At 52.9% G+C, this 25,883-nt stretch carries 27 protein-coding genes; 10 read left to right on the forward strand and 17 right to left on the reverse strand.

The features are described from left to right. Positions 1–44: 44 nt before the first annotated feature. The 8 genes from ACJJI5_RS22200 to ACJJI5_RS22235 form a co-directional block, all read right to left on the reverse strand. A complete protein-coding gene (locus ACJJI5_RS22200; RefSeq protein ID WP_445355204.1) occupies positions 45–1,544 on the reverse strand; it encodes a catalase in 1,500 nt (499 codons plus the stop codon). A gap of 165 nt (positions 1,545–1,709) precedes the next feature. Beyond that, positions 1,710–2,096: a DUF6632 domain-containing protein gene (locus tag ACJJI5_RS22205; protein WP_445355205.1), complete on the reverse strand. Its 387-nt coding sequence runs from the start codon at positions 2,094–2,096 to the stop codon at positions 1,710–1,712. 25 nt (positions 2,097–2,121) lie between these two features. After that, positions 2,122–2,499, reverse strand: a complete 378-nt coding sequence (locus tag ACJJI5_RS22210; RefSeq protein WP_444892625.1) for a VOC family protein — start codon at positions 2,497–2,499, stop codon at positions 2,122–2,124. Positions 2,500–2,645: 146 nt separating this feature from the next. Further along, positions 2,646–3,062 carry a hypothetical protein gene (locus tag ACJJI5_RS22215; RefSeq protein WP_444906581.1) on the reverse strand — a complete coding sequence of 139 codons (417 nt, stop codon included), beginning with the start codon at positions 3,060–3,062 and terminating at the stop codon, positions 2,646–2,648. A 197-nt stretch (positions 3,063–3,259) separates the two neighbouring features. Next, positions 3,260–5,197 carry an acetate--CoA ligase gene (gene acs, locus ACJJI5_RS22220; protein WP_445355206.1) on the reverse strand — a complete coding sequence of 646 codons (1,938 nt, stop codon included), beginning with the start codon at positions 5,195–5,197 and terminating at the stop codon, positions 3,260–3,262. A gap of 216 nt (positions 5,198–5,413) precedes the next feature. Next, the gene (locus ACJJI5_RS22225; RefSeq protein WP_413664150.1) at positions 5,414–5,779 is read right to left on the reverse strand and encodes a cupin domain-containing protein; all 366 of its coding nucleotides are present in this window, start codon (positions 5,777–5,779) and stop codon (positions 5,414–5,416) included. Between the two features lie 40 nt (positions 5,780–5,819). Continuing rightward, on the reverse strand, positions 5,820–6,194 hold the full coding sequence (locus tag ACJJI5_RS22230; protein WP_444918848.1) for a 2-thiouracil desulfurase family protein: 375 nt from the start codon (positions 6,192–6,194) through the stop codon (positions 5,820–5,822). Between the two features lie 56 nt (positions 6,195–6,250). After that, the gene (locus tag ACJJI5_RS22235; RefSeq protein WP_445355207.1) at positions 6,251–8,059 is read right to left on the reverse strand and encodes an Ig-like domain-containing protein; all 1,809 of its coding nucleotides are present in this window, start codon (positions 8,057–8,059) and stop codon (positions 6,251–6,253) included. A gap of 92 nt (positions 8,060–8,151) precedes the next feature. Here ACJJI5_RS22235 and ACJJI5_RS22240 point away from each other — a divergent pair, with 92 nt between their 5' ends. Beyond that, positions 8,152–8,328, forward strand: a complete 177-nt coding sequence (locus ACJJI5_RS22240; protein ID WP_445355208.1) for a hypothetical protein — start codon at positions 8,152–8,154, stop codon at positions 8,326–8,328. Here the strand turns inward: ACJJI5_RS22240 and ACJJI5_RS22245 are convergent. Next, positions 8,325–8,819, reverse strand: coding sequence for a 2-thiouracil desulfurase family protein (locus ACJJI5_RS22245; RefSeq protein ID WP_445355209.1), 495 nt, complete (start codon positions 8,817–8,819; stop codon positions 8,325–8,327). The genes ACJJI5_RS22240 and ACJJI5_RS22245 overlap by 4 nt on opposite strands. 178 nt (positions 8,820–8,997) lie before the next feature. Between ACJJI5_RS22245 and ACJJI5_RS22250 the strand changes: the two genes are divergently transcribed. Then, complete coding sequence (locus tag ACJJI5_RS22250) at positions 8,998–9,915, forward strand: polysaccharide deacetylase family protein (protein WP_413664144.1); 918 nt, start codon at positions 8,998–9,000, stop codon at positions 9,913–9,915. A gap of 44 nt (positions 9,916–9,959) precedes the next feature. Here ACJJI5_RS22250 and panD read toward each other — a convergent pair whose 3' ends face one another. After that, positions 9,960–10,346, reverse strand: coding sequence for an aspartate 1-decarboxylase (gene panD / locus ACJJI5_RS22255; protein ID WP_413664143.1), 387 nt, complete (start codon positions 10,344–10,346; stop codon positions 9,960–9,962). Between the two features lie 13 nt (positions 10,347–10,359). Beyond that, positions 10,360–11,208, reverse strand: a complete 849-nt coding sequence (gene panC / locus ACJJI5_RS22260; RefSeq protein WP_413664142.1) for a pantoate--beta-alanine ligase — start codon at positions 11,206–11,208, stop codon at positions 10,360–10,362. A gap of 293 nt (positions 11,209–11,501) precedes the next feature. Between panC and ACJJI5_RS22265 the strand changes: the two genes are divergently transcribed. From ACJJI5_RS22265 to ACJJI5_RS22290, 6 genes are all read left to right on the forward strand, one after another. Next, positions 11,502–12,200, forward strand: a complete 699-nt coding sequence (locus ACJJI5_RS22265) for a DUF6515 family protein (protein WP_413664141.1) — start codon at positions 11,502–11,504, stop codon at positions 12,198–12,200. Positions 12,201–12,432: 232 nt separating this feature from the next. Further along, positions 12,433–14,355 carry a biosynthetic arginine decarboxylase gene (gene speA, locus ACJJI5_RS22270; protein WP_444934719.1) on the forward strand — a complete coding sequence of 641 codons (1,923 nt, stop codon included), beginning with the start codon at positions 12,433–12,435 and terminating at the stop codon, positions 14,353–14,355. 72 nt (positions 14,356–14,427) lie between these two features. Next, a complete protein-coding gene (locus ACJJI5_RS22275) occupies positions 14,428–15,621 on the forward strand; it encodes a saccharopine dehydrogenase family protein (protein WP_445355210.1) in 1,194 nt (397 codons plus the stop codon). 69 nt (positions 15,622–15,690) lie between these two features. Beyond that, entirely contained in the window at positions 15,691–16,884 is a 1,194-nt protein-coding gene (gene nspC / locus ACJJI5_RS22280; protein ID WP_108731493.1) for a carboxynorspermidine decarboxylase, read from the forward strand. A 63-nt stretch (positions 16,885–16,947) separates the two neighbouring features. Next, positions 16,948–17,820 (forward strand): agmatinase, encoded by an 873-nt coding sequence (gene speB, locus ACJJI5_RS22285; protein WP_413664138.1) that lies wholly within the window; start codon positions 16,948–16,950, stop codon positions 17,818–17,820. Between the two features lie 111 nt (positions 17,821–17,931). Continuing rightward, on the forward strand, positions 17,932–18,621 hold the full coding sequence (locus ACJJI5_RS22290) for a DUF6515 family protein (RefSeq protein WP_444895406.1): 690 nt from the start codon (positions 17,932–17,934) through the stop codon (positions 18,619–18,621). Here ACJJI5_RS22290 and ACJJI5_RS22295 read toward each other — a convergent pair. The 6 genes from ACJJI5_RS22295 to rpsF all read right to left on the reverse strand — a co-directional run bounded on the left by ACJJI5_RS22295 (position 18,611) and on the right by rpsF (position 23,364). Further along, positions 18,611–19,702: a winged helix-turn-helix domain-containing protein gene (locus tag ACJJI5_RS22295; protein WP_445355211.1), complete on the reverse strand. Its 1,092-nt coding sequence runs from the start codon at positions 19,700–19,702 to the stop codon at positions 18,611–18,613. The two genes, ACJJI5_RS22290 and ACJJI5_RS22295, sit on opposite strands and share 11 nt — an antisense overlap. A gap of 54 nt (positions 19,703–19,756) precedes the next feature. Further along, positions 19,757–21,199 (reverse strand): replicative DNA helicase, encoded by a 1,443-nt coding sequence (gene dnaB, locus ACJJI5_RS22300; RefSeq protein WP_445355212.1) that lies wholly within the window; start codon positions 21,197–21,199, stop codon positions 19,757–19,759. 109 nt (positions 21,200–21,308) lie between these two features. Continuing rightward, positions 21,309–21,755: a 50S ribosomal protein L9 gene (gene rplI / locus ACJJI5_RS22305; protein ID WP_282930238.1), complete on the reverse strand. Its 447-nt coding sequence runs from the start codon at positions 21,753–21,755 to the stop codon at positions 21,309–21,311. 36 nt (positions 21,756–21,791) lie between these two features. Further along, the gene (locus ACJJI5_RS22310; RefSeq protein WP_413664135.1) at positions 21,792–22,634 is read right to left on the reverse strand and encodes a YybS family protein; all 843 of its coding nucleotides are present in this window, start codon (positions 22,632–22,634) and stop codon (positions 21,792–21,794) included. Positions 22,635–22,677: 43 nt separating this feature from the next. Further along, the gene (gene rpsR / locus ACJJI5_RS22315) at positions 22,678–22,908 is read right to left on the reverse strand and encodes a 30S ribosomal protein S18 (RefSeq protein ID WP_108731487.1); all 231 of its coding nucleotides are present in this window, start codon (positions 22,906–22,908) and stop codon (positions 22,678–22,680) included. 12 nt (positions 22,909–22,920) lie between these two features. Further along, positions 22,921–23,364 carry a 30S ribosomal protein S6 gene (gene rpsF / locus ACJJI5_RS22320; RefSeq protein ID WP_282930240.1) on the reverse strand — a complete coding sequence of 148 codons (444 nt, stop codon included), beginning with the start codon at positions 23,362–23,364 and terminating at the stop codon, positions 22,921–22,923. Between the two features lie 307 nt (positions 23,365–23,671). Between rpsF and ACJJI5_RS22325 the strand changes: the two genes are divergently transcribed. Both ACJJI5_RS22325 and ACJJI5_RS22330 read left to right on the forward strand, forming a co-directional pair. After that, positions 23,672–24,499 carry an alpha/beta fold hydrolase gene (locus ACJJI5_RS22325; RefSeq protein WP_444895409.1) on the forward strand — a complete coding sequence of 276 codons (828 nt, stop codon included), beginning with the start codon at positions 23,672–23,674 and terminating at the stop codon, positions 24,497–24,499. Between the two features lie 221 nt (positions 24,500–24,720). Continuing rightward, positions 24,721–25,518: an isocitrate lyase/PEP mutase family protein gene (locus ACJJI5_RS22330; protein ID WP_444895410.1), complete on the forward strand. Its 798-nt coding sequence runs from the start codon at positions 24,721–24,723 to the stop codon at positions 25,516–25,518. Positions 25,519–25,883 lie beyond the last annotated feature (365 nt).

The following is a 25,883-nucleotide window of genomic DNA, read 5'->3' on the forward strand; positions in this document are numbered from 1 at the left end:
ATAAATTTAGCGGGCGACCTCTGTCGCCCGCACTTGGGTAAAAATTACCGGGCCAGTTTTTTCACGCGATCCAGATCTCCACCAACTGCTTTGGTTAAGCGCTGTCCGTAGTCCTTGTCCGCTTGATAGAAGTGGCTCAGCATAATGTGCTTAGTGTTTTCATCACTCACTTTACCCAGATCACCAGCGAGGTTTTCAATCAGGTTCTGACGCTCTTCAGGACTCAGGCTGCGGTAGAAAGCACCCGCCTGGGCAAATGGCAGTTTCTTTTCAATGGCCTTTTGCTGGGTGCTGCCATTCAATGCCTTGTTGCTATAAAGACCTTTGGGGTCCTCGTTGCGCGCATCGATGCGGCTCGGCTGATAGTTCACATCTGAAGTCTGCTGGCCGTAGTTACCCGCTCCATCCTGGTTCCAGTTACTTACTGCAACGAGGGGCCGGTTGATAGGCAATTGCTGGTGATTGGCCCCCAGGCGATACATTTGCGTATCAGAATATGAGAACACGCGGCCTTGTAACAAGCGGTCTTCCGAAGGCTCAATACCCGGAACAATATTGGCTGGCGCAAACGCGGATTGCTCAGTTTCCTGGAAGAAATTAGTGGGCACACGGTTAAGTGTCATGGTGCCCACTTTGGTTTCCTTCACGTCCAACCACATTTTGGTGGCGTCCAGGGGGTTGTAATTAAAGCTGTTAAGCTGAGAGGGCTTCAGAACTTTAATAAACAGATCCCATTGGGGGTACTCGCCTTTTTCAATCGCGGTATACATGTCGCGAGTTGCGTGACTGAAGTCCTTGCTCTGAATTTCTGCTGCCTCTTCCGCAGTCAGGTTCTTAATGCCCTGGCGAGTTTTCCAGTGGAATTTCACATAGTTCACTTCACCCTTGTCATTGATAAATTTATAGGCGTGAACACCCCAGCCATCCATCTGGCGCAGGTTAGCCGGTGTACCGTAATCGGAATAGACCCAGCTCAGCATATGGGTGGATTCCGGCACATGGCTAAAGAAATCAAAGAAACGGTTGGGGTCCTGTTGATTAGTCACCGGGGAGGGCTTCAGGGAGTGAACCATATCCGGGAATTTAATCGCGTCGCGGATAAAAAATACCGGCAGGTTGTTACCCACCAAATCCCAGTTACCCTCTTCCGTATAAAACTTGGTGGCAAACCCACGGGGATCACGCAGAGTTTCCGGGGAACCTTTTGAGTGGATTACTGTTGAAAAACGCACAAACACTGGCGTTTTACTACCGCGCTCAAACACCGCTGCGCGGGTTAAATCACTGAGGTCAGCCGTCGCAACAAATTCACCGTGAACACCAGTTCCACGAGCATGAACTACACGCTCGGGAATACGTTCACGAGCAAAACGCTGCAATTTTTGAATCAGTTGAACATCTTGCAGCAAATTACCGCCATTTTCTCCAGCAGTTTGTGCGTTCTGGTTGTCTCCGACAGGTGCGCCATTATCGCGAGTCAATGTCTCTGCATTGGCACCGCCTATCAGACCGATAGTTAATGCAAATAAGGGTAAGTATTTCATGGGATTATTTATCTCTACTGCCATCTCTATTACAGGAGTAGAGCTTATAGGGGAGAACAATAAGCGGGAAATTAGACCTTGTTATCGCTCTTATAGCAGGGATCAATAACGGTGAGTCAGAAAGAGCAATTCAGATTTTTTAGCAAGTCAAAATAAAGTAAATGCTCAATCAGATTTTTTTCGCCTGGGCATAAGGTACCAAAGCACAGCGGCAATCAAAAAAAGTGCGGGAATATCTCCCATCAAATTGATTCGCTCTGTTTTATCCACCAATGCCTGCACCAACATAATGACGGCGTGTACAAGGCTGGACCATATAGTGAACCAAATTAAACTGACATTTGCGGCGGGATTTTTTGCAGCGCGTATTAAAAACACCCCCAAGGTGACATAAATACCGATAATCATTTGCTCGTATTCTGGCTGCCGCGGAGTCCAGCCCCACCCTTCCGGCCAAATCCACATCATCATCGGGTAAATCGCCAGAATAAAAAGCACTCCTACAACGACCAGCGCTATTGGCAGGTATTTTGCTCGAGTTGCCTCGTTCATAAATTACTCCCAAATCTCGATCGACTTATTCCTGTAAGTCCCCTGGTAAATGACACACCACTTCCAGGTTATGTCCATCGGGATCAAGTACGTAGGCGGCGTAATAATCCGGGTGATATTGTTCGTAGACAGCCGGTGCGCCATTGTCCTTGCCCCCAGCCTCCAGGGCCAAGCGATAGAACTCCCTGACCACCTGCCGCTCTTCAGCGCGAAAGGCGATATGCAATTGTGGAGTGGTGCTGGTCCCTCCACGAATCCAGAGTTCCGCTTTATCCGCCCAGCCAAAGCCCGCCCAATCCTCAAACTCCATCACCAACTGGTATCCCAGTGGCATCAGCGCCTGCTGATAGAAGTCCTTACTGCGTTCATAGCTGTGCACATAAAGGCGAATATGATCAAGCATCGTATAAACCTCGGGAGAGAAGCGGATACTTCTGCAAGATAGCCTAGAGAGGCCGGCAGCGCCGACTTTAAAACGTACGAGACAAAGAGGAGGTTGTGGCAGGTGGTTCACTTCATGCAATCATACCCGCCACTGCAAGGTTGGGATTAGGGGGAGATATACCAGTGATAAATACCGTAAGAAGCGACGCCCAGACCAAAGAACAGCTGCCCCACCAACAAAACCCTGAAAGCGAAAGTGTAACGGGCCAAGTCACCTCGGCGAATGGCATCGTTGGAAAAAATTCTCGCTTCCTCCGGGAATCCCATTTCCAGGGTTTTCAGTGCCGGAACTGCAAGCTTGAGAAGCTGGCGGCTGCGAATGTCCATCAGCCAAAATACAGTGACCAGTATGACCACAAACCCTCCCAGCAACGCCAGGATTAGAGGGTGGAAGTCTTTCTCCATGGCAGTGAAAATCCCGCCCTCAACAAACATGGTTAACACAACAAAAAAATTAAAAACCTTGAGGCGCTGATCGGCGGCGAAGCGGTAGTGATCGCAGAGGTACTGTCCCTGTTCCAAACGGAATCTCCTTAACTGTAAATACCCTTAAAACAATATCCGGAGTTAGAGGGTTACTAACTGTGCAAAGCAGCAGGCATTTACTTGTCTATTTAGCTGAAAATGGCGCAAAAATCGGGGAGGAATTTAACCTCTTGCCCCAATGAAAAGGCCGGGCTATGCCCGGCCAATAAAACCTTCACGCGCCACACCTATGGTCAGCGATTTTCGCGGTGATCAATCAATGCGTCAACCACAGTGGGATCGGCAAGAGTGGAAACATCTCCCAGATTATCCAGCTCATTGCAGGCAATCTTCCTCAGGATACGCCGCATGATTTTGCCGGAACGGGTTTTTGGCAGTGCAGGCGCCCATTGGATAAAGTCAGGCTTGGCAATTGGCCCTATCTCCTTGCGGCAGAGCTCAATTAATTCAGCCTTCAGCTCATCACTGGGCTTATGGCCAGATTTGAGCATTACAAAGGCATAAATCCCCTGCCCTTTGATATCGTGGGGATAACCTACCACCGCGGCCTCCGCCGTATCATTGTGCAGTACCAGGGCGCTCTCAATCTCCGCTGTTCCCAGGCGGTGTCCAGAGACATTTAACACATCGTCAATGCGCCCAGTAATCCAGTAATAACCGTCACTATCGCGGCGGGCGCCATCGCCGGTAAAGTAATAACCGGGGAATGCAGAAAAATAAGTATCCAGCATTCTCTGGCGATTGCCGTACACATCCCGAATCATCGAGGGCCAACTCTTTTTAATCACCAGAGAGCCCTCGCCCTCCCCTTCAATCTCCCGGCCTTCACTATCCAGCAGCGCGGGCTGTACCCCAAAGAAGGGCCGGGTTGCCGACCCGGGTTTCAGAGCCATGGCACCGGGCAGTGGCGTGATCATCTGCGCACCGGTTTCAGTCTGCCACCAGGTGTCCACAATCGGGCAGCACTCATCGCCCACTACGCTGTAATACCACTCCCAGGCCTCCGGGTTTATGGGCTCACCCACGGTGCCTAAAAGTCGCAGGGAGCTGCGCTCGGCGGCTTTTACAAACTTGTCACCCGCTCCCATCAACGCCCGAATCGCTGTCGGCGCAGTGTAGAAAATATTGACCTGGTGCTTATCCACAACCTGCCAAAAGCGTGAAGCATCCGGGTAAGTGGGCACTCCCTCAAACATCAGGCTGGTGGCCCCGGCACACAATGGCCCATAGACGATATAGCTGTGCCCAGTGATCCAGCCCACATCGGCAGTACACCAGAAAATCTCTCCCTCGCGATAATCAAAGGTATATTTGAAGGTCATGGTGGCCATCAGCAGATAGCCGGCAGTGGTATGCAGGACCCCTTTGGGTTTACCGGTAGAGCCCGAGGTATAAAGGATAAACAGCGGGTCCTCCGCTCCCATCACTTCAGGCGCGCAGTCCGGCTCCATCTCACCTATGGATTCGCCATACCAGATATCCCGCTTGCTATCCCAGTCTACCGGTGTGCCCGTGTGTTTAACCACAATTGTCGTATGCACATTGGGGCAGTCCACCAGTGCTTTATCCACATTGGCTTTTAGCGGTACTCGCTTACCGCCGCGAACTGCTTCATCAGCAGTGATCACCAGACGACAATCGGAATCGAGAATACGGTCTTTCAGGGACACCGGGGAGAAACCACCAAATACTACCGAGTGCACAGCGCCGATACGGGCACAGGCGAGCATGGCGTAGGCCGCCTCCGGGATCATCGGCATATAAATACACACCCGATCTCCCTTTTTAACTCCCCGGGATTTCAGCAGGTTGGCCAAGCGGCACACATTTTCATAAAGGCTCTGATAGCTGATTGCCTTACTATCAGCGGGATCATCTCCCTCCCACAGAATCGCAGTCTGCTCGCCACGGCTTGCCAGGTGCCGATCGATGCAGTTTACGGTTACGTTCAACTGGCCATCGGAGAACCAGGCGGTATGACCTTTGTGCAGATCCTCCTCAAGAACCTGAGTGAACGGCTTGTCCCACTGCAAAAAGTCCTTGGCCTGTTGTGCCCAAAACGCCTCTGGGCTTTCCACCGACTGGCGGTACATTGTCTCGTAGTCTTCAGCGCTAATAAGCGCATTGGCAGCAAAACCGGGGGAGACTGGGCGGGTATGTACTTCAGACATCATCTTCTCCTTTATTATTAGCGCGGCATGGCTAGCCTAGAGAAATCTGAGTTTATTAGAGCTTTATTCTTGTCACTTTATAACATAGCCGCTGCGAAACAGTCCCCTCATCTCAAAATTTGGCATGGGGCGAAGACAATCCAACGCAGGCCCTGAAAGGCGCAAGTTAATCAGACAAGCAAACAGTAAAAGAAAGTTGATTAATAGCTCAATCACTTAAATCCAGACATCATTTTTCGCAGTTAGATCTCCACCGGCATCGCCCGTATTAACGACCCCTTTAGGCTCAATCAATAGTACTTCACATTCCTGTTCAGCTCTGGGTTTATGCTCCACACCCTTTGGTACTACCGTCATCTCACCAGGTCCAAGGGATATGACACTATCGCGAAACTCGATCTGCATATGCCCGGAAACTACAACAAACACCTCATCGGTATCGGGATGATCATGCCAGGTAAATTCACCCTGGATCTTAACCAATTTAAACTGGTAATCGTTCATCTCGGCAATCACTTTAGGGGACCAGTGCTCCGAGAACAGGTTCAATTTTTCTTTAAAATTGATAACTTTAGAATTCACTTTTATACCTACCTTTAATATGACTATATATCTGGAAAGCTCAGTTATCTCTGGATACTTCCAAAAGCTTCCTAAGCCTGCCCACAATATTCTGGTTAAATACCTGTATACCCTCCCTCCTAAGTAGTGCAGACACAACGCCAGAACCAACTATTTTCGCACCAGAAAAACTACCATCGTAAATATAATCACTACCACATGATGGGCTATTTTCCGTAAGTACTGCGTATTTAATATTGTGCTGCAGACATAGCTGTAATGCCCGTTTAGCTCCCCGTATAAATTGCTCAGTTAAGTCTTCTTTATTTATCCCTAAAACTTTGGCTGAGCCCGCTAAAACCTCTGCACCTCTACCGCCGCTAATCTCAGCCGGAACCCTGGGAACAGGCAGTCCGGCTGCAACCTCAGAAAACAAATCAACTTAAGTTTGCCTGTACCGGGTTACCAGCCCGGTACATTTAACAGAGAAAACTAACGAGATTGGAAAATAAGAAAGCGGTTATTACCCGAGTCGTTGATAATCAACTTATCTTCATAAGCGGTAATACCGTCGGGCCATTTCAGCGTAGCTGCACTTGGCAACTCCCCCTCGTCAGCAACCCCATTTTGGTTGCTGTCGTTGAAGGCACTGCGATCAAAATCTTCCTGCCCCAAGACAATATCTGCCGGAGCGAAATTTTCCTGTGGCCACTGGTTCCAGATCAACACTCGGTTATTTTCGCCGTCCACCACAAAAAGCTGAATGCCGTTAGACCAGATACCCCGCTCTAACAAACTCAGGGTTTGTCGACTCGGGGGCTGACTTTCATCACTGACAAAATCTGCTTGCCCCAAAACTATATCCGCCGGAGCAAAGCTACTAGTAGGCATTGAGTTCCACAGAAGTACCCGGTTATTTTCCGAGTCGGTGATAGCTAACTTTTCTCCATCGCTCCACACATCTCCGGGCGTAGCCAATGTGCGAGCACTGGCCTGCATAACCGAGCCATCTTGCTCACGGTCGTTAGGGGTGCAGTTTTCCAGTGTGGATTGGCCCAGCAGCCAATCCGGTGCCGCATCTTCCATTGAGGGCAAGTCATCCCACACCACCATTCGAGCTTTAGACCACGAGGCCGCGAATACGCGTCCCTCCGCAATCATTGCACTGGAATATACGGAGCCGTTACCCTGGCAGCTGTCCTGCGGCAGTTTGGCACTAGGCAGTGCCCGACCATCTACGGGAATAGTATCGTAAACAAAAATACTGTGGCCCCGAGTACCAAACAAGTAATTTATTAAAAGTTTTCCACTATCAAAACTTATGCTTGTGGGCCCGCCACCAAACTCTCCCCCGCTGCTATCGTCAAGACTATCTTTGTTAAGCGCCGCATTGGCCGGCGCTCCATTGCTTGTGGGGACCGAATTAAAAATTAACACCCGATTATTTGTATAATCGGGTACGAACAACTTCCCCTCATCAGTAACGGCAGCGGAACCCAGGGGCCCCTCGCCAAGATTTTTTGCATTGATGGCCGTCAAAGTACTGGAAAAATCATCCTGGCCTATCACGACCTGCGCACTGTCAAAATTCTCAAAGTACAATGGCACAGTAAAATTGTGCTGTTCAGCGGGGAGATCCAGGCCAGCGGGATCTTTGGCTTCAAGGTGCAGGCTGCGATCCTGCCCGGACAGCCAGCGGCTCTTGGGAGCTATCACCAAGGTGTCGTCATTAAAGCGCGACTGGGACCAGGTCAAAGTGTATTCATCATTCAGCAACAAACCGCTAATTTGCAGGCTGTCGCGATCCATCGACTCAGAAAACTGTACCGTGATTGCGCCATCCTTCTCCAAACGCTCCTGTGCTGGGGATACACTGACTACGGAAGGGGCAATTTCATCCACGGTATAGTGAGCATCAACCTCTGCCATCTGGTTGCCAGCCGCATCCTGCGCGGCAATTGTCAGGGAGAGTTCTAGTCCCTTTGCCCACTCCGCTATCGGGGTTAAGATCAGGGTGTCCTGATCGACTTGAGAGAGCTCTCCCATTTCCTGCATGGCGCCACTTAGGGACACATCCTCCAATGCCACCGCTTCGCTAAAATCCAGCAGTAGGGTGTCGGTTGCTGCAATAGAGGCCCCGCTGGCGGGAGTCAGTGTCAGGCTCGGCGGAGTGGTATCCACAGGCGCAGGATCTTCACCACCACCGCTGCCACCGCTGCAGCCATAAAACGCGGAACTGATCGCCAGTACCAATGCGGCTTTGATAAACTTGCTATCGGCTTTAAAAAACTTGCCTTCCACCACTGCCTCCTGCAGCCATTTAAATAGCCAACAGGGTATTCAGTCTTACCTGTTTATTGCCACAGCAGTCACTGCCAATCTGGACCCTAAAAATGACAAAACCTAACAAGCTGGGTGCTGCGTCACAAAAGGATAATTTTCAGGGACTCTGCGCTAATCGTACCGACATCTGGCAGCCACCGGCTTCGCCGGTATTAATCAACCTACAGGGCCTAACTGTGACCAATGCCCTTTTTGCCGATCTAATTTTATTAATGCTAACAACTTAGTTAGCTCTGGATGCACTTATCAATTCTCTAAGTTGCCCAACAGTATGTTGACTAAAAACTATTATTCCCGTCCGTTGAAGAAGCGCAGATACAACACCAGAACCCATTATTTTTGTTCCTGAAAAACTGCCATCGTAAATATAGTTACTTCCGCAAGAGGGACTATTTTCCGTAAGCACTGCATACTGGATATTGTGTTTCCTGCATAATTCCAGAGCCAGTTTGGCCCCCAGCATAAATTGCTCAGTTAGATCTGTTCTATCACTACCTATAACCCCGGCAGTTCCATCTAACACCTCTGTTCCATTTGCGCCACAGATCTCAGCCGGCACCCTCGGAATAGGCAATCCCGCCGCCACTTCCGGACACAAGGAAACAATTTCCTGAGTATCCACAAGCCACTCAAAATCATCGCTACAAGCCTCAACACTACTACCGTCATAGCGCACGGCGCAGTTCAAAAGGCAGGAACTAACAAGTATTTTGGCCATATACATCTGAAGCTATAGTGGACACAATAGGAAGCCGTACTCTACCGCAACTGAGCCTAGGCTACTTGACAACGCAGGTTATCTGACCAGTAAATTAAGACAGAAAACCTGAATAGAAGGACAACTAAATCCTAGCCTGGCGAACAGCTCGTAATTAAACTCATTAGAGTAATAAACCATGCAGCGTTCAGTCATATTATTGATAATTTACTTATTGGCAATCCCAGTCGCTAACGCCAAACAACTGGCAATTACTTTCGATGATGCCCCCCGTAAAGCCGATGGTTATTTTGATGGACCAACTCGGGCCAAAACATTAATTGAAAACATAGAAGAATATAAAGTTGGCAAAGTAGCCTTCTTTTCCAATACTCAATCCTTCGATAAGGAAGGGGTGGAGCGGATGAACCGCTACGATAAGGCTGGGCATATTATTGGCAATCACACCCATAGCCATCCCAATTTTCTGGAAACAGGGCTATCCACTTATCAAGCGGATTTTTTGCAGGCCCACCAGCTGCTTCAACAATTTGACAACTTTAAACCCTATTTTCGCTTTCCCTATCTGCGCGAGGGCGAAACTGTCGAAAAACGCGATGGTATCCGAGATCTACTACAGAAAAATAACTATCAAAACGCCTATATCACCTTAAATAACTACGACTGGTATATCGAAGAACTTTTCCAAACGGCAGTAAAAGATGGGAAAGCAGTTGATATGGAAAGACTCTCCAACTTTTATGTCGACGTTCTTATGGCGAGCATTAAGTACTACGACGATATGGCAATTAAATATCTCGGGCGCTCCCCAAAGCACGTCATACTGTTGCATGAAATGGATATTTCAGCCCTGTTTATTGGTGATCTGGCTGAACGACTGAGGAAGGAAGGCTGGGAGATAATTCCTTTAGAGGAGGCCTATCGGGACCCCATCGCCAAATACCAACTCGCCCAACCGATTAAATATAACCCTGGCAGAATCGGCGAAATCGCTCTAGCTAAAGGACAAAAGAAAAATCTCTGGCATTACACCCTGGACGAGTCCTACCTGGAAAAGAGGTTTAATCAGGAAGTGTTATTAATGTCTGGTCAATAAGCGGCGGGGATGCTACAGGGCACAACGCCCTGTAGCGAAAAGAATCAGGCTTCGGCTAGCTGAACCGGAATAGTATTAGTGCTGCGCTCTACCTTGTTGTTCTCATCCAGGTAGACCAGCTTGGGCTTGTGGTTATCGGCTTCGCCCTCTGTCATCTGCGCATAGGAAGCGATAATAATGCGGTCACCCACCTGCACTCTACGTGCAGCGGCGCCGTTCATGGAAATAATACCGGAACCGCGCTCGGCGAGGATCACATAAGTGTGGAAGCGCTCACCATTGCTCACATTGTAAATATCGATCTTCTCGAATTCGCGCAGGCCAGCCAGCTCTACCAGGTCCTCATCAATTGCACAGGAACCGTCATACCAGAGTTCGGCCTGAGTCACTGCGGCCATGTGCAACTTGCACTTCAACATTTCAATTTGCATAGTTGGATGCCCCTCAGAGTTTCAGGGAAACATTGTCGATCAGGCGCGCTGCACTGGTGTACATAGCTCCCAGGATCGTGATTTCTTTATCGTCATCTGCCGCTGGCTGTAAATCCTTGCTGTAACAGATGGAGAAGTAGTCAACTCGAAAGCCACTCTCTTCAATTCGCTTGCGCGCCTCTGTCTCGAGGTCGGCGAAATCCCGGCGTCCAGCCACAATTTCATCCTTAGCCCAGTTAAGCAACTGGTTGAGTACAGCAACCTTCGGTCGCTCTTCCGCAGTGATATAACCATTGCGAGAGCTCATTGCCAAGCCATCTTCCTCACGATGCACCGGCGCCGCCACAATTTCCACCGGCATACACAGGTCTTCCACCATACGGCGGATCACTGCTAACTGCTGGAAATCCTTAATCCCGAAAATAGCCTTATCCGGCTGCACAATGTTGAAAAGCTTCGAAACTACGGTGGTGACCCCTTCAAAGTGACCCGGTCGGCTGGCGCCGCACAGGACATCGGTCATCGCCGGACAAACCACGCGGGTCTGCTGGTCCATGCCGTTGGGGTAAATCTCACTCTCATCCGGATGGAACAGGAAGTCACAGTCCGCTTCCCGCAGGCTGGCCATATCCCGCTCCATAGTGCGCGGATACTTATCCCAATCCTCATTCAAACCGAATTGCAGTCGGTTGACGAAGATGGATACCACAACCAGATCGCAGTGTTGCTGGGCGATTTTGACCAGTTCTATATGGGCATCGTGCAGATTGCCCATGGTTGGCACAAAGCCGACGGTCTTGCCGTCTTTGCGGGCCTGGGCCAGCGCCTCGCGCAGACTTGCTACGTGGTGGAAGACTTGCATCTTGCTACCGCTCACTATGAATCAGCGCGGCATCATACTCGCTGAGACCAGGTGTCTCAACATAGCAAAATTGCCGCTCTCAATAAGATTTCGCCGCAGAATCCAGCCTGTGGCCCCGCCAGACAATCTCTGCCCATATCTGAACTATTAGTCACAATCTACGCCGTCGATTGCCGCCGAATTTTACCCCATTCAGTTCAGGAAGTGTTCAGACCCGCCAGGGCAAACTTCACGCCAAGATACACAAAAGACCTGATCTGAAAGAAAAGAGCCCCACGCTCGGGAGAGATGTTATGAAACACCTCACTACTGCCATCGCCACCCTAAGCCTGCTGCTGATCGCAGCACCCGCCCTGTCCGAGTCACATCGCGGGCACCAGCGCGCCATGGACGACCACCACAAATATGGAAGAGCCGAACGCGAGCAGCGCCACTTAAAGAAACAGCACGACAAGCATCACGACCGCCAGCAGGAAAAGAAACGCCGCAGACAAGAGCGCAAGAAAGAAGAGCGCAGACGTGAACGCAGAGAGGAGCGCCAGCACCGCCGCGAAGTTCGCCACGCCTATAAAGAGGGCTACAACAAAGGCTATAACAAAGGGCATAGAAAAGGCCACAAGCAGGGCCACCGCCACGAATATCGCGCGGCACACAGACCGGTTTACCGCCACGGTTATCGCGGCCACCGCCCCCACTACCGTCCCTCGCACTACGGTTATGGCTACCGCTGGCGCCACCTGCCGCGTAATTTCGTCAGTATCAGTATCGGAACAGCGGGCTTCTACTATAGCGATGGAATTTTTTATCGCCCGGCTTCTCACGGCTACGTAGTAGCCCAGGCCCCCCACGGCGCCATCGTGCACAGCCTGCCAGCATCAGCACTGACCGTGGTAGCCGGTGGACACAATTACTACGTGGCCTATGACACCTACTACCTGTGGGACCATAGCCACCGCGGCTACCGGGTTGTCCCCAAGCCGACCTATTACTGATTACCCAATCCCCCCCTCCCTGCGGCCCTCGGGCCGCCTTTTTTTACTCAAATTTGCGCAGATCAATCACCTTCTTAAGCCCCCTGTCGCAGAGTGCAAAAGAGCTGGCCATCCACTCGCTCCCCATTTACTTTTCAGTGCGCAAAAATTAGCGTTTTTTTATCTATAGTTATTGCTTTCCGGCCCTGCTGGGCCCAAGATTCGCGCCCGCCAATATCAACAGAAAGGCGCCATGAAAAAGCAACAAGTAAAAGACTGGACTTGCGAAGATTCGGCCGAGCTCTACGGCATCCGCAATTGGGGCGCCGGATATTTCGATTTGAACGAAGATGGTGAAGTTTCACTGCAAGTCGACGGCCCCAACGGGGTAACACACAGTGTTTCGCTGATGGACATTGCCCGAGGCGCCACCGAGCGCGGCCTGGGTATGCCCCTGCTATTGCGTATTGAGAATTTACTCGAAGCGCAGATCGCCCGGATTAACGAATCCTTTGCTCGCGCTATCGACGATTGCGGCTACGGCAATGTTTTTCGCGGCGTGTTCCCCATTAAGGTGAACCAGCAGTGTCAGGTCATTGAAGAAATTGCCAATGCCGGCCGCCGCTTTAACCACGGCCTGGAGGCGGGCAGTAAAGCAGAACTTATCGCTGCCCTGTCCATTCTGGATAACACCGAATCCCTGATCGTTTGCAACGGCTATAAGGACGAGGAATTTATTAACCTCGGACTGCAGGCCCAACGCCTGGGCGTACAGGTTTTCTTCGTCGTGGAAACGCCCTCGGAAGTGGAGACCATTATCCGCTGCGCCGAGCGCGAGCAGGTGCGCCCAAATATCGGCGCACGGGTAAAACTCGCCTCCAAGGTGGGCGGCTACTGGAATGCGACCAGTGGCGACCGCAGTATTTTCGGTCTGGGCAGTAACGACCTGATCGCCATGGTCGATCAACTGCGCAACCACGATATGCTCGACTGTCTCAAGTTGTTGCACTATCACCTGGGCTCGCAGGTACCGAATATCCGCGACATCCGCACCGGAGTTTTGGAAGCCTGCCGCTACTACGCCGATCTGGTGGAAGAAGGCGCACCCATGGGCTACCTGGATCTGGGCGGTGGCCTGGCGGTGGATTACGATGGCAGCAAGACCAATTACACCCACTCAAAGAATTACTCCCTGGACGAGTACTGTGTCGATGTAGTGGAAGCCATTATGGGCACCCTCGATAGCGAGGGAGTCGAACATCCGGTGATTATCACCGAATCCGGCCGCGCCACTGTAGCCTACTCCTCTGTACTGCTATTCGATATTCTCGACACTACCCGTTTCGAGCCGGTGGAGCTGGAGCACACCAAGATCAGCGAAGGCGACCACCAGATGCTGCTCAACCTGCAGGACGCAGTGCGCAGTATCACCCCCAAAAACTTGCAAGAGAGTTACAACGACGCACTCTACTACCGCGATGAAGTGCGCTCTCTGTATCTGCACGGCCAGGTGAGCCTGCGCGAACGCGCCAATGCGGAAAACCTGTTCCTGCAGAGCGCCCAGGATATTCGCAAATTACTCGATGAAGCCGAAGAGATTCCCGCAGACCTGCAAGCTCTGCCGGAGGTACTGTCGGATATCTACTACGCCAATGTGAGCGTATTCCAATCGGTACCGGACATCTGGGCTATCGATCAGGTATTCCCACTGCTGCCGATCCACCGCCTGGACGAAGCGCCGACGCGCTCCGCCATCATCGCCGACATCACCTGTGACTGTGATGGTAAGATCGACCGCTTTATTGGCCGGGAAAAAGAGCAGAAAACCCTGCCTTTACACGAGCTAAAGGATGGCGAGGACTATATTCTCGGCACCTTCTTAATTGGCGCCTACCAGGAGACCCTGGGTGACCTGCACAACCTGTTTGGGGACACTAATGTTGTGAGTGTGCGCATCCAGGAAGACGGGAGCATAGACTTCAGCCACGAGATTCACGGTGACAGTATTTCTGACGTGTTAAGCTACGTGGAATACCAGCCCAAGGCGCTGTTTGAGCGCTTCCGCCGCCTGGCAGAACGCGCCGTCAAGCAGGGGTTGATTACCGCCGCCCAACGCAAACAGATTTTGCAAACCTATACCGCCAGCATGAGCGGTTACACCTACTTTGAAAAATAAATTTTAAAAATGAGGCGCCAACGCCTTTGAGAATATAGCGGTAACATTAGCCGCAGATTTAAGGAGATCTTTATGGCCAACGTACTGATCATCGGCGCCGGCGGTGTCGGCCAGGTGGTTGCGCACAAGTGCGCACAGGTTGCTGAGGTATTTGAAAATATCACCCTGGCAAGCCGCACCAAAAGCAAGTGCGACAAGATTGCCGCTATGCTGCCGCGCAAAATCGACACCGCTGAAGTAGATGCGGACAATGTGCCTGAACTGGTAAAGCTGATCGAAAAAGTGAAGCCGGACCTGGTCATCAATGTGGCCCTGCCCTACCAGGATCTGCACATTATGGATGCCTGCCTGGAAACCGGCGTGCACTACCTGGATACCGCCAATTACGAGCCGCCGGAAGAGGCCAAGTTCGAGTACAAGTGGCAGTGGGCCTACCAGGAGAAATTTGAGAAAGCCGGCCTGATGGCACTGCTGGGCAGCGGCTTCGATCCCGGCGTCACCAGCGTATTTACCGCCTACGCCAAGAAGCACCACTTCGATCGTATCCACACCCTGGATATCCTCGACTGTAATGCCGGCGACCACGGCCTGCCGTTCGCCACCAACTTCAACCCGGAAATTAATATCCGCGAGATCACCGCCAACGGTCGCTACTGGGAAGATGGCCAGTGGGTTACCACCAAGCCGATGGAAGAGAAACGCGTGTTCAACTTCCCCGAAGGCATTGGCGATAAGGATATCTACCTGCTCTACCACGAAGAGTTGGAATCCCTGTCCAAGCACTTCCCGGAAATTGAGCGCGCGCGTTTCTGGATGACCTTTGGCGAGAGCTACCTGAAACACCTGGAAGTTCTGCAGAACGTCGGCATGACTGGCATTGAGCCGGTGGAATTCCAGGGCCAGGAAATTGTACCTATCCAGTTCCTTAAAGAGCTGCTGCCAGATCCCGCCAGCCTCGGTCCGCTGACCAAGGGCAAGACCTGCATCGGCAACATTATTCGGGGCACCAAAGACGGCGAAGAGAAAATCTACTACGTCTACAACACCTGCGACCACCAGGACTGCTACCAGGAAGTTCAGTCCCAGGCGATCTCCTACACCACCGGCGTACCGGCCATGATCGGTGCCAAGATGATGCTGGAAGGCAAGTGGATGAAGCCCGGCGTGTGGAATATGGAGCAGATGGATCCGGATCCCTTTATGGATGACCTGAACAAGTACGGCCTGCCCTGGCAGGAAACCTGGTTGGATAAGCCCTTCCAGTAAATCGCTTCTTTCCCGACCTAGCGGGGCGGACTCCAGTGCCCGCCCCGCCGCACCAGGATATAACGCACCATGGACCTCACTCCCCCCGTTGACTATTTCGGCAGCTTCGATCCCTACCGCGTTCCCTCTCCCTGTTTTGTGATCGATGAAATTGCCCTGCGCAATAATTTGGCATTGCTCGCCGATGTACAGGAACGCAGCGGTGCCAAGGTACTGGCAGCGCTCAAGGCCTTTTCCATGTTCAGCACCGGGCCCATCGTGGCTGAATATCTATCCGGGACCTGTGCCAGTGGCCTGCACGAAGCCAAACTGGGGTTCGAAGAGTACGGCGGTCGCGACAAAGGCAAGGAAGTTCATGTCTTCAGTGCCGCTTACAAGGATGAGGAACTGCGGGAAATACTGCAATTTGCCCACCATGTAATTTTCAATTCCTTCTCCCAGTGGAAGCGTTTTCGGGAGTTGTGCCTGGATATGCAACAGCAGCGGCCAGAGCTGCGTTTTGGCCTGCGTATCAACCCCGAGCACTCCGAGGGCCACACCGATCTCTACGACCCCTGCGCCCCTTGTTCACGCCTGGGCATCGTGCGCTCGCTGTTTGAAGGGGAGTCCCTCGAAGGCATCAGCGGCCTGCACTTCCACACGTTATGTGAACAGGATTTCAAACCTCTGCAGCGCACAATCGCTGCCGTGGAGGAGAAGTTTGGCGATCTGATACCACAAATGGAGTGGATTAATTTCGGCGGCGGCCACCATATTACTCGCCGGGATTACCAGGTGGATGAGCTGGTCGAAGCGGTGCGCAGCTTTTCCGACAAGCACAATGTACAGGTCTACCTGGAACCCGGTGAGGCCATCTCCCTGTTCGCCGGAGTCCTTGTGGCTGAGGTAGTGGATATCGCCTGGAACGGTGAAAACCAAGCCATCCTCGACGCCTCTGCCACCTGCCATATGCCCGATGTGCTGGAAATGCCCTACCGACCGGAAATTACCGGTGCCGCTCGCCCCGGTGACTTACCCCACACCTATCGCCTGGGCGGACAGAGTTGCCTGGCCGGCGACAGCATCGGCGAATACAGCTTCAGTCAACCACTGCGGATTGGCGAGCGACTGGTATTTGAGGAAATGGCCTACTACACCATGGTGAAAACCAATACTTTTAACGGTATCCCCCTACCGGCTATCGCCCTGTGGAATTCGGATACCGACGACCTGAAGATGATCAAAACTTTCGGCTACGAAGATTTTAAGGAACGCCTCTCCTAAACAGTGCCGATAGAGATAGATGCGGCAGGCAATGAGTTATTGCCTCCGCCAGAGGACCAGTAGATGTTGTCAGAAAACGAATACCCCATTTTTCTCGGCTCCGAAATCGAGCAGCCGAAGCCGGAAGACGCCCTCTTTCACATTATCCCCATCCCCTATGAGGAAACCGTCTCCTACGGTGGCGGCACCGGCAAGGGCCCGGCCTCCATCCTGGAGGCATCCTGGCAACTGGAAACTTTTGACAACTTCTCCAACCCCTGTGACCTGGGCATCTATACCCGCTCGCCGGTCTCGGTTTCCGGCCCTGCAGAACAGGTGATGGAGAATATCGCCGCCGCCACCAAAGAAGTGTTGGCTCTTGGCAAGATGCCGGTGGGTATTGGCGGTGAGCATTCGGTGACCTGGGGTATTATCAAGGGGCTACTGGATGCCGGTGAAACAGACTTTGGCGTAGTGCAAATCGATGCCCACGCCGACCTGCGCGATCGCTATGAAGGTCACAAACACAGCCACGCCAGCGTAATGCGTCTAGTGGTAGAAGCCGGTGTTCCCCTGTTTCAGCTGGGTATCCGCGCCTATTGCGAAGAGGAAGTGCAGGCCCGCAAGGACCACAACGTAGGCTACCTGGATGCCCACCAACTGGTGCCCAACAACGTGCAGGAATTCCAGTTACCGGAGAATTTCCCCAAGAAAGTCTTCTTTACCCTGGATGTGGACGGTATGGACCCATCGGTCTTCCCTTCCACCGGCACCCCGGTACCCGGCGGTCTCGGCTGGTACCAGACCCTCAACTTATTTGAATCTGTTGCGCGACAAAGAGAGATAATTGGCTTCGATCTGCTGGAATTTGCACCGATCGAGGGCTTTCACGCCTATGATTTTGCCGCCGCACAGCTGATGTATAAGCTGATGGGAATCATTCAGCGCAACCGCTGACCACTGATCCAGCCTCCGGCACTTTGACAATTCTTAACCAATTAACCTGTCTTTAATGTCAGGATAAGGGTTAGTATGTCAAATGTGAGTAATCACTTCGCTGGAGAGACTGTGAATAAACTGAATGTCGTAATTGGCGCCAGTGCGTTCCTGGCGCTGGCCGCTTTTGCCTTTAGCCCACCGGCCGATGCGCGCGGTTATGAGCGCGGGGGAGATCATCGCCACCACCACCGTGGCGGTGTTTATCGCGGACCACGTGTTTCGATCGGATTTGTTGCGCCCGTACTACCCGTTGGCCATGTGCGTGTCGCAGTTGGCGGACGTCCCTTTTACTACCATGGCGGGCACTTCTACCGCCACGGTCCCCGTGGTTACGTCGTTGTTGCTGCCCCTCTGGGCGCCTCGGTAGTCACCCTGCCAACTAGTGCTGTCAGAGTCCATGTGGGCGGAATTACTTATTACCAGTACGCCGATGCTTACTATCAGTGGCACCCGGCTACCCGAACTTATGTCGTAGTAGCACCACCTGCAGTGGCTGTAGCTCCAGCACCCGTAGCCGTTGTTCCAGCGCCTGCGCCGGCTGTCGCCGTTCCTGTTGCAACGGCAGCAGCTCCCGCTACTGTGCCAGCAACCCCGAACCCGGGCCCTGAGGGTTTCCAGCCCGGACAAGTGGTGGAAACCCTACCCAATGGCTACGCCGCTGAAATTATCAATGGCATCCAGTACTACCGCTATGGCGGCAATTACTTTATGCCGACCCAGCGCGATGGCCAGGAAGTCTACGTAGTCGTCAAGCTGTAAGCGCGGCTTCGCTTTCCAGCCCGTGAAAGCGGGCAAACTGCCCCAGAGCCCGGTGGTAACTCGCCTCCAGCGAGACACCGGGTTTCTTGTCCCAGTGCTGGGCCTCTACCCGCAATACACCCGCATCCCGATCAGCCTTCAAGTCCACCTGCCCCACGAATTGATCGCCGTATAAAATCGGCAGGCAAAAATAGCCATAGCGGCGCTTGGCCGCCGGTACATAGCACTCCAATTGATATTCAAAATCAAACAGCCGGCGCAGGCGTTTGCGCTGCAATATCACTGGGTCGAATGGGGATAACAGGCGCACTTTGCGCGATGGTCGTACTGGCTCCCAATCCAGATGCTCGGTGAGCATCAGCTCTTTCCCCCACTGAGTGAGTTCACCGGTTGCCAACATGCGCTTAATTGCCAGCTGGATAAGGGGTTTGTCGTCCCTGCGCAGGTAAGCAATTTCCTCCACTCGGCCAATCCCCTGGCACCCCAGAAAAGTTCGCACCAGATGGCTGCCGTACTCAATTTCCGAGGCGGCATTGGTCGAGATTCTTGCTGGCAGTATCCGCTCCGGGAGATCGAAGACTTTTTGAAAGCCCTCCCGGTGGCTGACCATCAGCTCACCTTCATGAAACAACTGCTCCAGGGCTTTCTTTTCATCGGACCACTCCCACCATCCACTCTTGGTGCGCACAAAATCACTGGCCCTCAGGGCGCCCTCCTCTCGCACACGATCGAGAACATAGCGACACAGCTTGGCATTCTTTTCAAACCAGTGGCGCTGACCGGCGCGGATACGATTCATACGCACCCGCGCATAGGGGTAGTGGGCCATTGGCAGGTAGGCAGCGGCGTGGGACCAGTACTCGAAAATTTCGCGGCGCTCTTCAGCTTCAGCCAGGTGTGACTCGCGGTAACGGGGCAGGCGATTGTAGAGCTGGTGGTGGTGGGCCCGGGTAATTCGCTGGATAGCATCCAACTGTAGGGCGCCAAGGTGTTGCAACAACCCCGACAATCCCTCAGTCCAAGAGCTGTGGATAAATTGGCGTTGCAGCACCAGTGCGCGGATCTTTTGCTCGGATAACAAGAAGTGGCTCCCCTAGGCTCGGATATTCGACAGCCGCAAACCTAGCAGAAAGGCTTATTCGCCCTGGTAGTATTCCGGCGCCAGATTATCGAAGCGAGTGTATTTGCCCACAAACGCTGCGCGGCAGGTGCCGATCTCACCGTTACGCTGCTTGCCGATAATCAACTCGGCCATCCCTTTATCCGGGCTGTCCTCGTTATAGTATTCATCGCGGTAGATAAACAGGATCACGTCAGCGTCCTGCTCGATCGCCCCGGATTCCCGCAGGTCCGAGTTCATCGGCCGTTTGTTGGGGCGCTGCTCTACACCCCGGTTAAGCTGCGACAGGGCAATCACCGGGCATTCATATTCTTTCGCCAGCGCCTTGAGAGAGCGGGAGATCTCGGAGATCTCCTGGGTGCGGCCCTCAGTAGACCCCTTCACCTGCATCAGCTGCAAGTAGTCCACCATAATCATGGCGGGCATACTCTTGGCCTCGGCGTCTTCGCGGCTTAACTTGGGGTTCTCGCGCATCAATTTGTTGATGTGATCACGCACCGTGCGCTTGGTACGGGCGCGCACCTCACTGGGACTCAGTGCCGGCGTATCATCGATATACAGGGCCTTGCCCTTCATCTTCTGCACAGCGCTGGACAGCTTGGGCCAATCCTCTTCCTGCAGCTTGCCATTCCTGATACGCCCCTGGTCGATACGACCAATAGAAGACAACATCCGCATCACCAGGCTGTCCGAGGGCATCTCCATACTGAAGACCAGTGTCGGGCTCTCCTGGCCGAGCATGGCGCTCTCGATAAAATTCAACGCCAGTGCGGTCTTACCCATGGAGGGACGCGCGGCGAGAATAACCAGTTCGCCCGGCTGCCAGCCGGAGGTGCGCTGGTCCAGTTCGGTCAGACCGGTACTGATACCGGTGATATCACCCTCAGTCTTGAACAGCTCATCGATGCGCTCGACGGTCTTTTTCAGCAGCGTATCCACGCCCACAAAGCCGCCCTCTTTGGCGTGCCCCTCGGCGATTTCCGCCACGCGGCGCTCAGCCATCTGCAGCAGGTCGGCGGAGGCAAGGCCACCGGGATTAAAACTGGTGCGGCTGATCTCACCGGCAGCGGCGATCAGCTGGCGCAGCATGGAACGCTCACGCACGATCTTGGCGTAGGCGACGATATTCGCTGCGGAGGGAGTGTTTTCGGCCAATTCCGCCAGGTAGGCAGGGCCACCCACTTCACCGAGCAGGTCGCGGCTGGCGAGGCCTTCGGCGAGGGTAACGATATCCAGGGGCTGTTCGCCATTACTCAGCTCGCCCATAACCGCAAAGATCTTGCGGTGACTGGCGCTGAAGAAATCCTCTTCACTCAGCTGTTCGGCAACGGCATCAATACGGCCCGGGTCCAGCATCAGGCCGCCGAGCACAGACTGCTCCGCCTCTACCGAATGCGGCAGGGGTGAACTCTCTTCGCTGTGGATCTCTTCTTCAGGGGCGGCGTATTCGTCGATCATGGGACTTTACTGGATAGTAAAAACAAAACAGGCGCTGGACCCGATAGGGTGCAGCGCCCGATTGTAGCGCGGCTGGCGCCCGAAGCACCAACCGTTCGTCAGCAAAACCTTACTCGGCTTCGATAACGACTTTAACTGCAGCAATTACGTCGGAGTGCAGCTGTACGTCTACGTCGTACTCGCCCACTTCGCGCAGCGCGCCTTCCGGCAACTTAACTTCAGCTTTAGCTACTTCAACGCCACCAGCGGAGATCGCTTCAGCGATGTCGCGAGTGCCGATAGAACCGAACAGCTTGCCTTCGTCGCCAGCGTTAGCAGCGATGGTAACAACCAGGTCGGCCAGCTTGGTAGCGCGGCTCTCAGCTTCAGCCAGCTTAGCGGCAGCAGCGGCTTCCAGTTCAGCGCGCTTAGCTTCGAACTCAGCAATGTTAGCGGCGGTAGCAGCAATTGCCTTACCAGTCGGCAGCAGGAAATTGCGGCCAAAACCGGCTTTAACATCAACGCGGTCACCCACGTTGCCCAGTTTGCCTACTTTATCGAGCAGAATAACTTCCATCTCGGTTTCCTCAATTTCTGTATTGTGCGGGCGCGCTTATTTGGAAGAGCGTCCGCGAATATCTATCCAGCTATCTACCAGGGCCAGGCCGCAGAGGAAGCCCGCCAGGGGCAGCCCTCCAATCACCAGCATGATGTACATCGCCACCAGGGGACCTACCCCCCAACCGCGACTGGCAACCAGCCAGTGGACCAGGGCAATACCAGCTACCACCATCGGGAACGCAATCACAGCTCCCCAAAATGCGTAGCCTGGGGTTACCAAGCTGACTACCCACAACAACATGCTTGTCGCTGATAGCCACAGGGGCAGGCGCAGCTGGTGGAACTCCTGGCGGAAACCGCCGGGGTTGTACAGCAGGGCCTGCCAGTAACGCCCCAGTACCAGAGCCAATGTGGCGCTCATCGCCGATATCAGGCCCAGGTAACCGGTAATTTGCAATTCACCCGAAAATATCTGCTTCAGTTCATCCATTGGAACAGTATTGGGCTGTTCCGCTGCATTCTCGACTGCCTGCAAGAACCCTTGCATCAGTCCTCCACTGAAGAGAGAGGTCAGCAATATGCCTGCTGCCGATGCCGCCGTTACAGCCACCAGGCCAGCGGCCCAGGAGCGACTGCTGCGCAATGCCATGGCGCCGCAAAAAACTGCAACAAAATGGCCTGCGGATATACCAGTCACCAGTGGTGGTACATGACCACTCATACCCATAACGACAATCGGCAACAGAGCCCAGGCCAAAACCATCAGGCCGTCACTGCTGCCTCGGCGCAAACTCACCAGAGCGAGAATTGCCGGGCTTATCAGCGGAATCCCCAACATGGTGAGGATTACCGCCCTGACGCGTCCGCGCATAATAAATTCAGCTACGGCGCGCATATCTAGATAGCTTCTCTATTAATGAGTCTAAGCAAACTGCGGCTTAGGCTTCGTGGCTGTCCGTGTACGGCAGCAGGGCCAGGTAGCGAGCGCGCTTGACCGCAGAGGCCAGCTGACGCTGATACTTGGCTTTGGTACCGGTAATACGGCTAGGAACAATTTTGCCAGTCTCGGAGATGTAGGCTTTCAGGGTATCGAGATCTTTGTAGTCGATACGCTTAACACCTTCAGCGGTGAAACGGCAGAACTTGCGACGACGGAAAAAACGTGCCATCTGATAATCCCCTTACTCTTCGCTTTCAGCGTTATCGGAAGAAGCTTCTGCAGCGTCGGAAGAAGCTTTCTCTTCTCCGGCGCGCTCGCGACGCTCGGTGCGCTCTGCACGGGCAGCTTTGCGCTCACGGCTTTCTTTTTCCGCTTTCATGATCGGGCTCTCTTCAGTGATCGCCTCGTCTTCACGAATTACCAGATTACGGATAACCGCATCGTTGTAACGGAAGTTGGTAGTCAGTTCCTCAAGGGCTTCTTCAGAACATTCTACGTTCATCAGAATGTAGTGAGCCTTGTGGATCTTGTTGATCGGGTAAGCCAGACGGCGACGGCCCCAGTCTTCCAGACGGTGAACCTGTCCACCGCTCTCCTTGATGGACGCAGTGTAGCGCTCCACCATGCCAGGTACCTGCTCGCTCTGGTCCGGGTGAACCAGGAATACAATTTCGTAATGACGCATTTTAGCTCCTTACGGGTTAATCAGCCTCTCGGACAGTCCGATGAGGCAAGGAGTACAACGGGCACGGATAAACCGGGCCCATTGCGGGCGGCGTATTCTAGGCAGTTGTGGGGTTGGTTGCAAGTTAACCAGTTGCATCAGGCCCTGTGCCTTCGCCCACCCGGTTGCAAGCTGATCAAAATGACTACCCTGCCACTCGCCTTGTCTCTGAGATTTGGCGGATTGGGACACAGCACTGCTCGGTCTGGTCATGGGTTTGGCAAGCTGGCTTCGCCTATGATGCCGGACTGTTAAAGGGAGAAGTACCATGCCCCAACAAACCCACCAATTAGAATTTGGCGCCTTCCAGGTACCAGTAACCACAGTACACAACGGCGAAGGCCCCCTGGTATTGGTACTTCCCGCGATGGGCGTACCGGCCAACCGCTACCGCCTGCTTCTGGAAGAGCTGCAAAAGCTCGGTTACAACACCGCCATCAGCGAATTGCCCGGCACCGGGGAGAGCCTGCCGCGCCCCCACCGAAATGCCGACTACGGTTACAACGATCTGGTGTTTTCGTTTATCCCACAGTTAATCCAACTGCTGGAACAGCAATTCCCTCAGGGGCCAGCACTGATTCTCGGCCACAGTATCGGCGGTCAAACCAGCACCCTGGCAGCCCGCGCCGGCCTCACTGGCAACGCCAAGGTTGTCAGCATCGCCTCCGGCCATGTGGACCATCGCAGCTGGAGTGGTCTGCACAAATACGCCATCCTGCTCTTCGCCTCAATTGCCAGTGTGACCTCAAGCCTGCTGGGTTATTTCCCCGGTGCGCGCATGGGATTCGGCTGGCGCGAAGCGCGCAGGCTAATGAAAGACTGGGCCCGATCCATATTTAGCGGCCGCTTTGCTCCAGAGGATCGCTTTGGGCAAATGGAAAAGACAAGCCAGCCCACCCTGCATATTGCGCTGGACGGCGACCCCTTCGCCCCTATTCAGGCCGCCCGTAAATTAGCGGCGATCGTCGGCGGCGAAACCCGGGAGATGAAACCCACTTATCCCAAGGGCAACCCTCACCTCAGCTGGATCAAGAATCCCGCCCCCGTAGTTGAGGCAGTACAGCAGTGGCTACACAAAGATCCCGCTCTCAACTGATTCCTTTTTTCTGTCTTTCCTGCATGGCCAAGAAAGCAATTCACAGCTTTCTTAGCCATGTATTAATAAAAACTGCCCGCTCCACCTCCCTCCCACATCGCAGCCAACAATCTTATTTGTCTTTCCGGTTTTCACGGTTCAGTTCCGATTGTGGCCAGTGAACCAATCTCTTGAGCGGTAAATTCACCACTCAAACGACATCGCTAAAGTAGGTTATCCCGATGAACAACAGCCCATTCAATACCTTCACCCAATTGCATCGTGCCGCAGCCCCATTGATCCTGCCAAATGCGTGGGATGCTGCCAGCGCTTTAATCTGCCAAAACACAGGCGCCCAAGCGGTAGGTACCAGCAGTGCCGCCGTCGCCTGGTCACTGAGTTATGCCGATGGCGGCGCGCTACCCGTTGAGGAACACTTGAACGCTATCGCACGGATTGCCCGGGTGACCTCATTACCTCTGAGTGTGGATATTGAAGATGGATATTCCCAAAACCCCAAACAGGTAGCTGAGCTGGCCTGTAAAATGGTGGAGCTGGGCGTAGTGGGTATCAATATTGAAGATGGTAACGGCACGCCCGAATCTCTCAGTGAAAAGCTCGGCGCTATTCGTAATGCACTGAACGGCCGCCCGCTTTTTATTAATGCCCGTAGCGATGTTTATCTCAATGCACTCGCAAGCGGTGATAAAGCGGTAAATATGTGCATAGAGAGGTTAGAGCTTTATAAGAGTTCCGGTGCTGACTGCGGCTTTGTGCCTGGGCTCTCTTCAGTTGAGGAGGCAAGGAGTTTGGCAGCGGGTATCGACCTGCCAATCAATATTATGCTGCTTCCGGGAATTGCTCCTATATCAGAGTTTTTTGCCGCAGGCATAAAGCGCTTTAGTACCGGGCCAGCTTTATTCCAATCTGTCTATGGCCATTTAAGCGAATCATTAAAACAGCTGGCAGCGGTTAAAAGTGACACTAATTTGTTTAGTAAGGCGTTGGACTACGGCACTATGAACTCTGCATTTACTTAAAGGATGTGGAAAGAAGTTTTATGTCCGAGTATTTCTATACCCGGCTTGTAAGGACTTGCAGTAACCCCGTGGATCAAAGTTTCGAAAGAACTAAATAAATCTCCGCTCACCAACCTAATATGGGAACACCGCAAGTTTAAATATTGAGCAATTCTCTAAATCTTAAATTGGGAAAAATTAGCTGTAGATATTTATACGACCCAACTGATGAGTTTAAAGAAACCATTACTCTATTAGGTAAGAGCCAGTTACCATTATTTATTTCGATTGCCAACCTGCCCACTTAGCAACATCTACCAGAACAACAAATGGTACTACTATCAGCCACCCACAAATACTTTTCATTCTCAGAAATATATTATTTT

It is taken from the genome of Microbulbifer maximicatervae (SeqCode), from assembly GCF_052467955.1.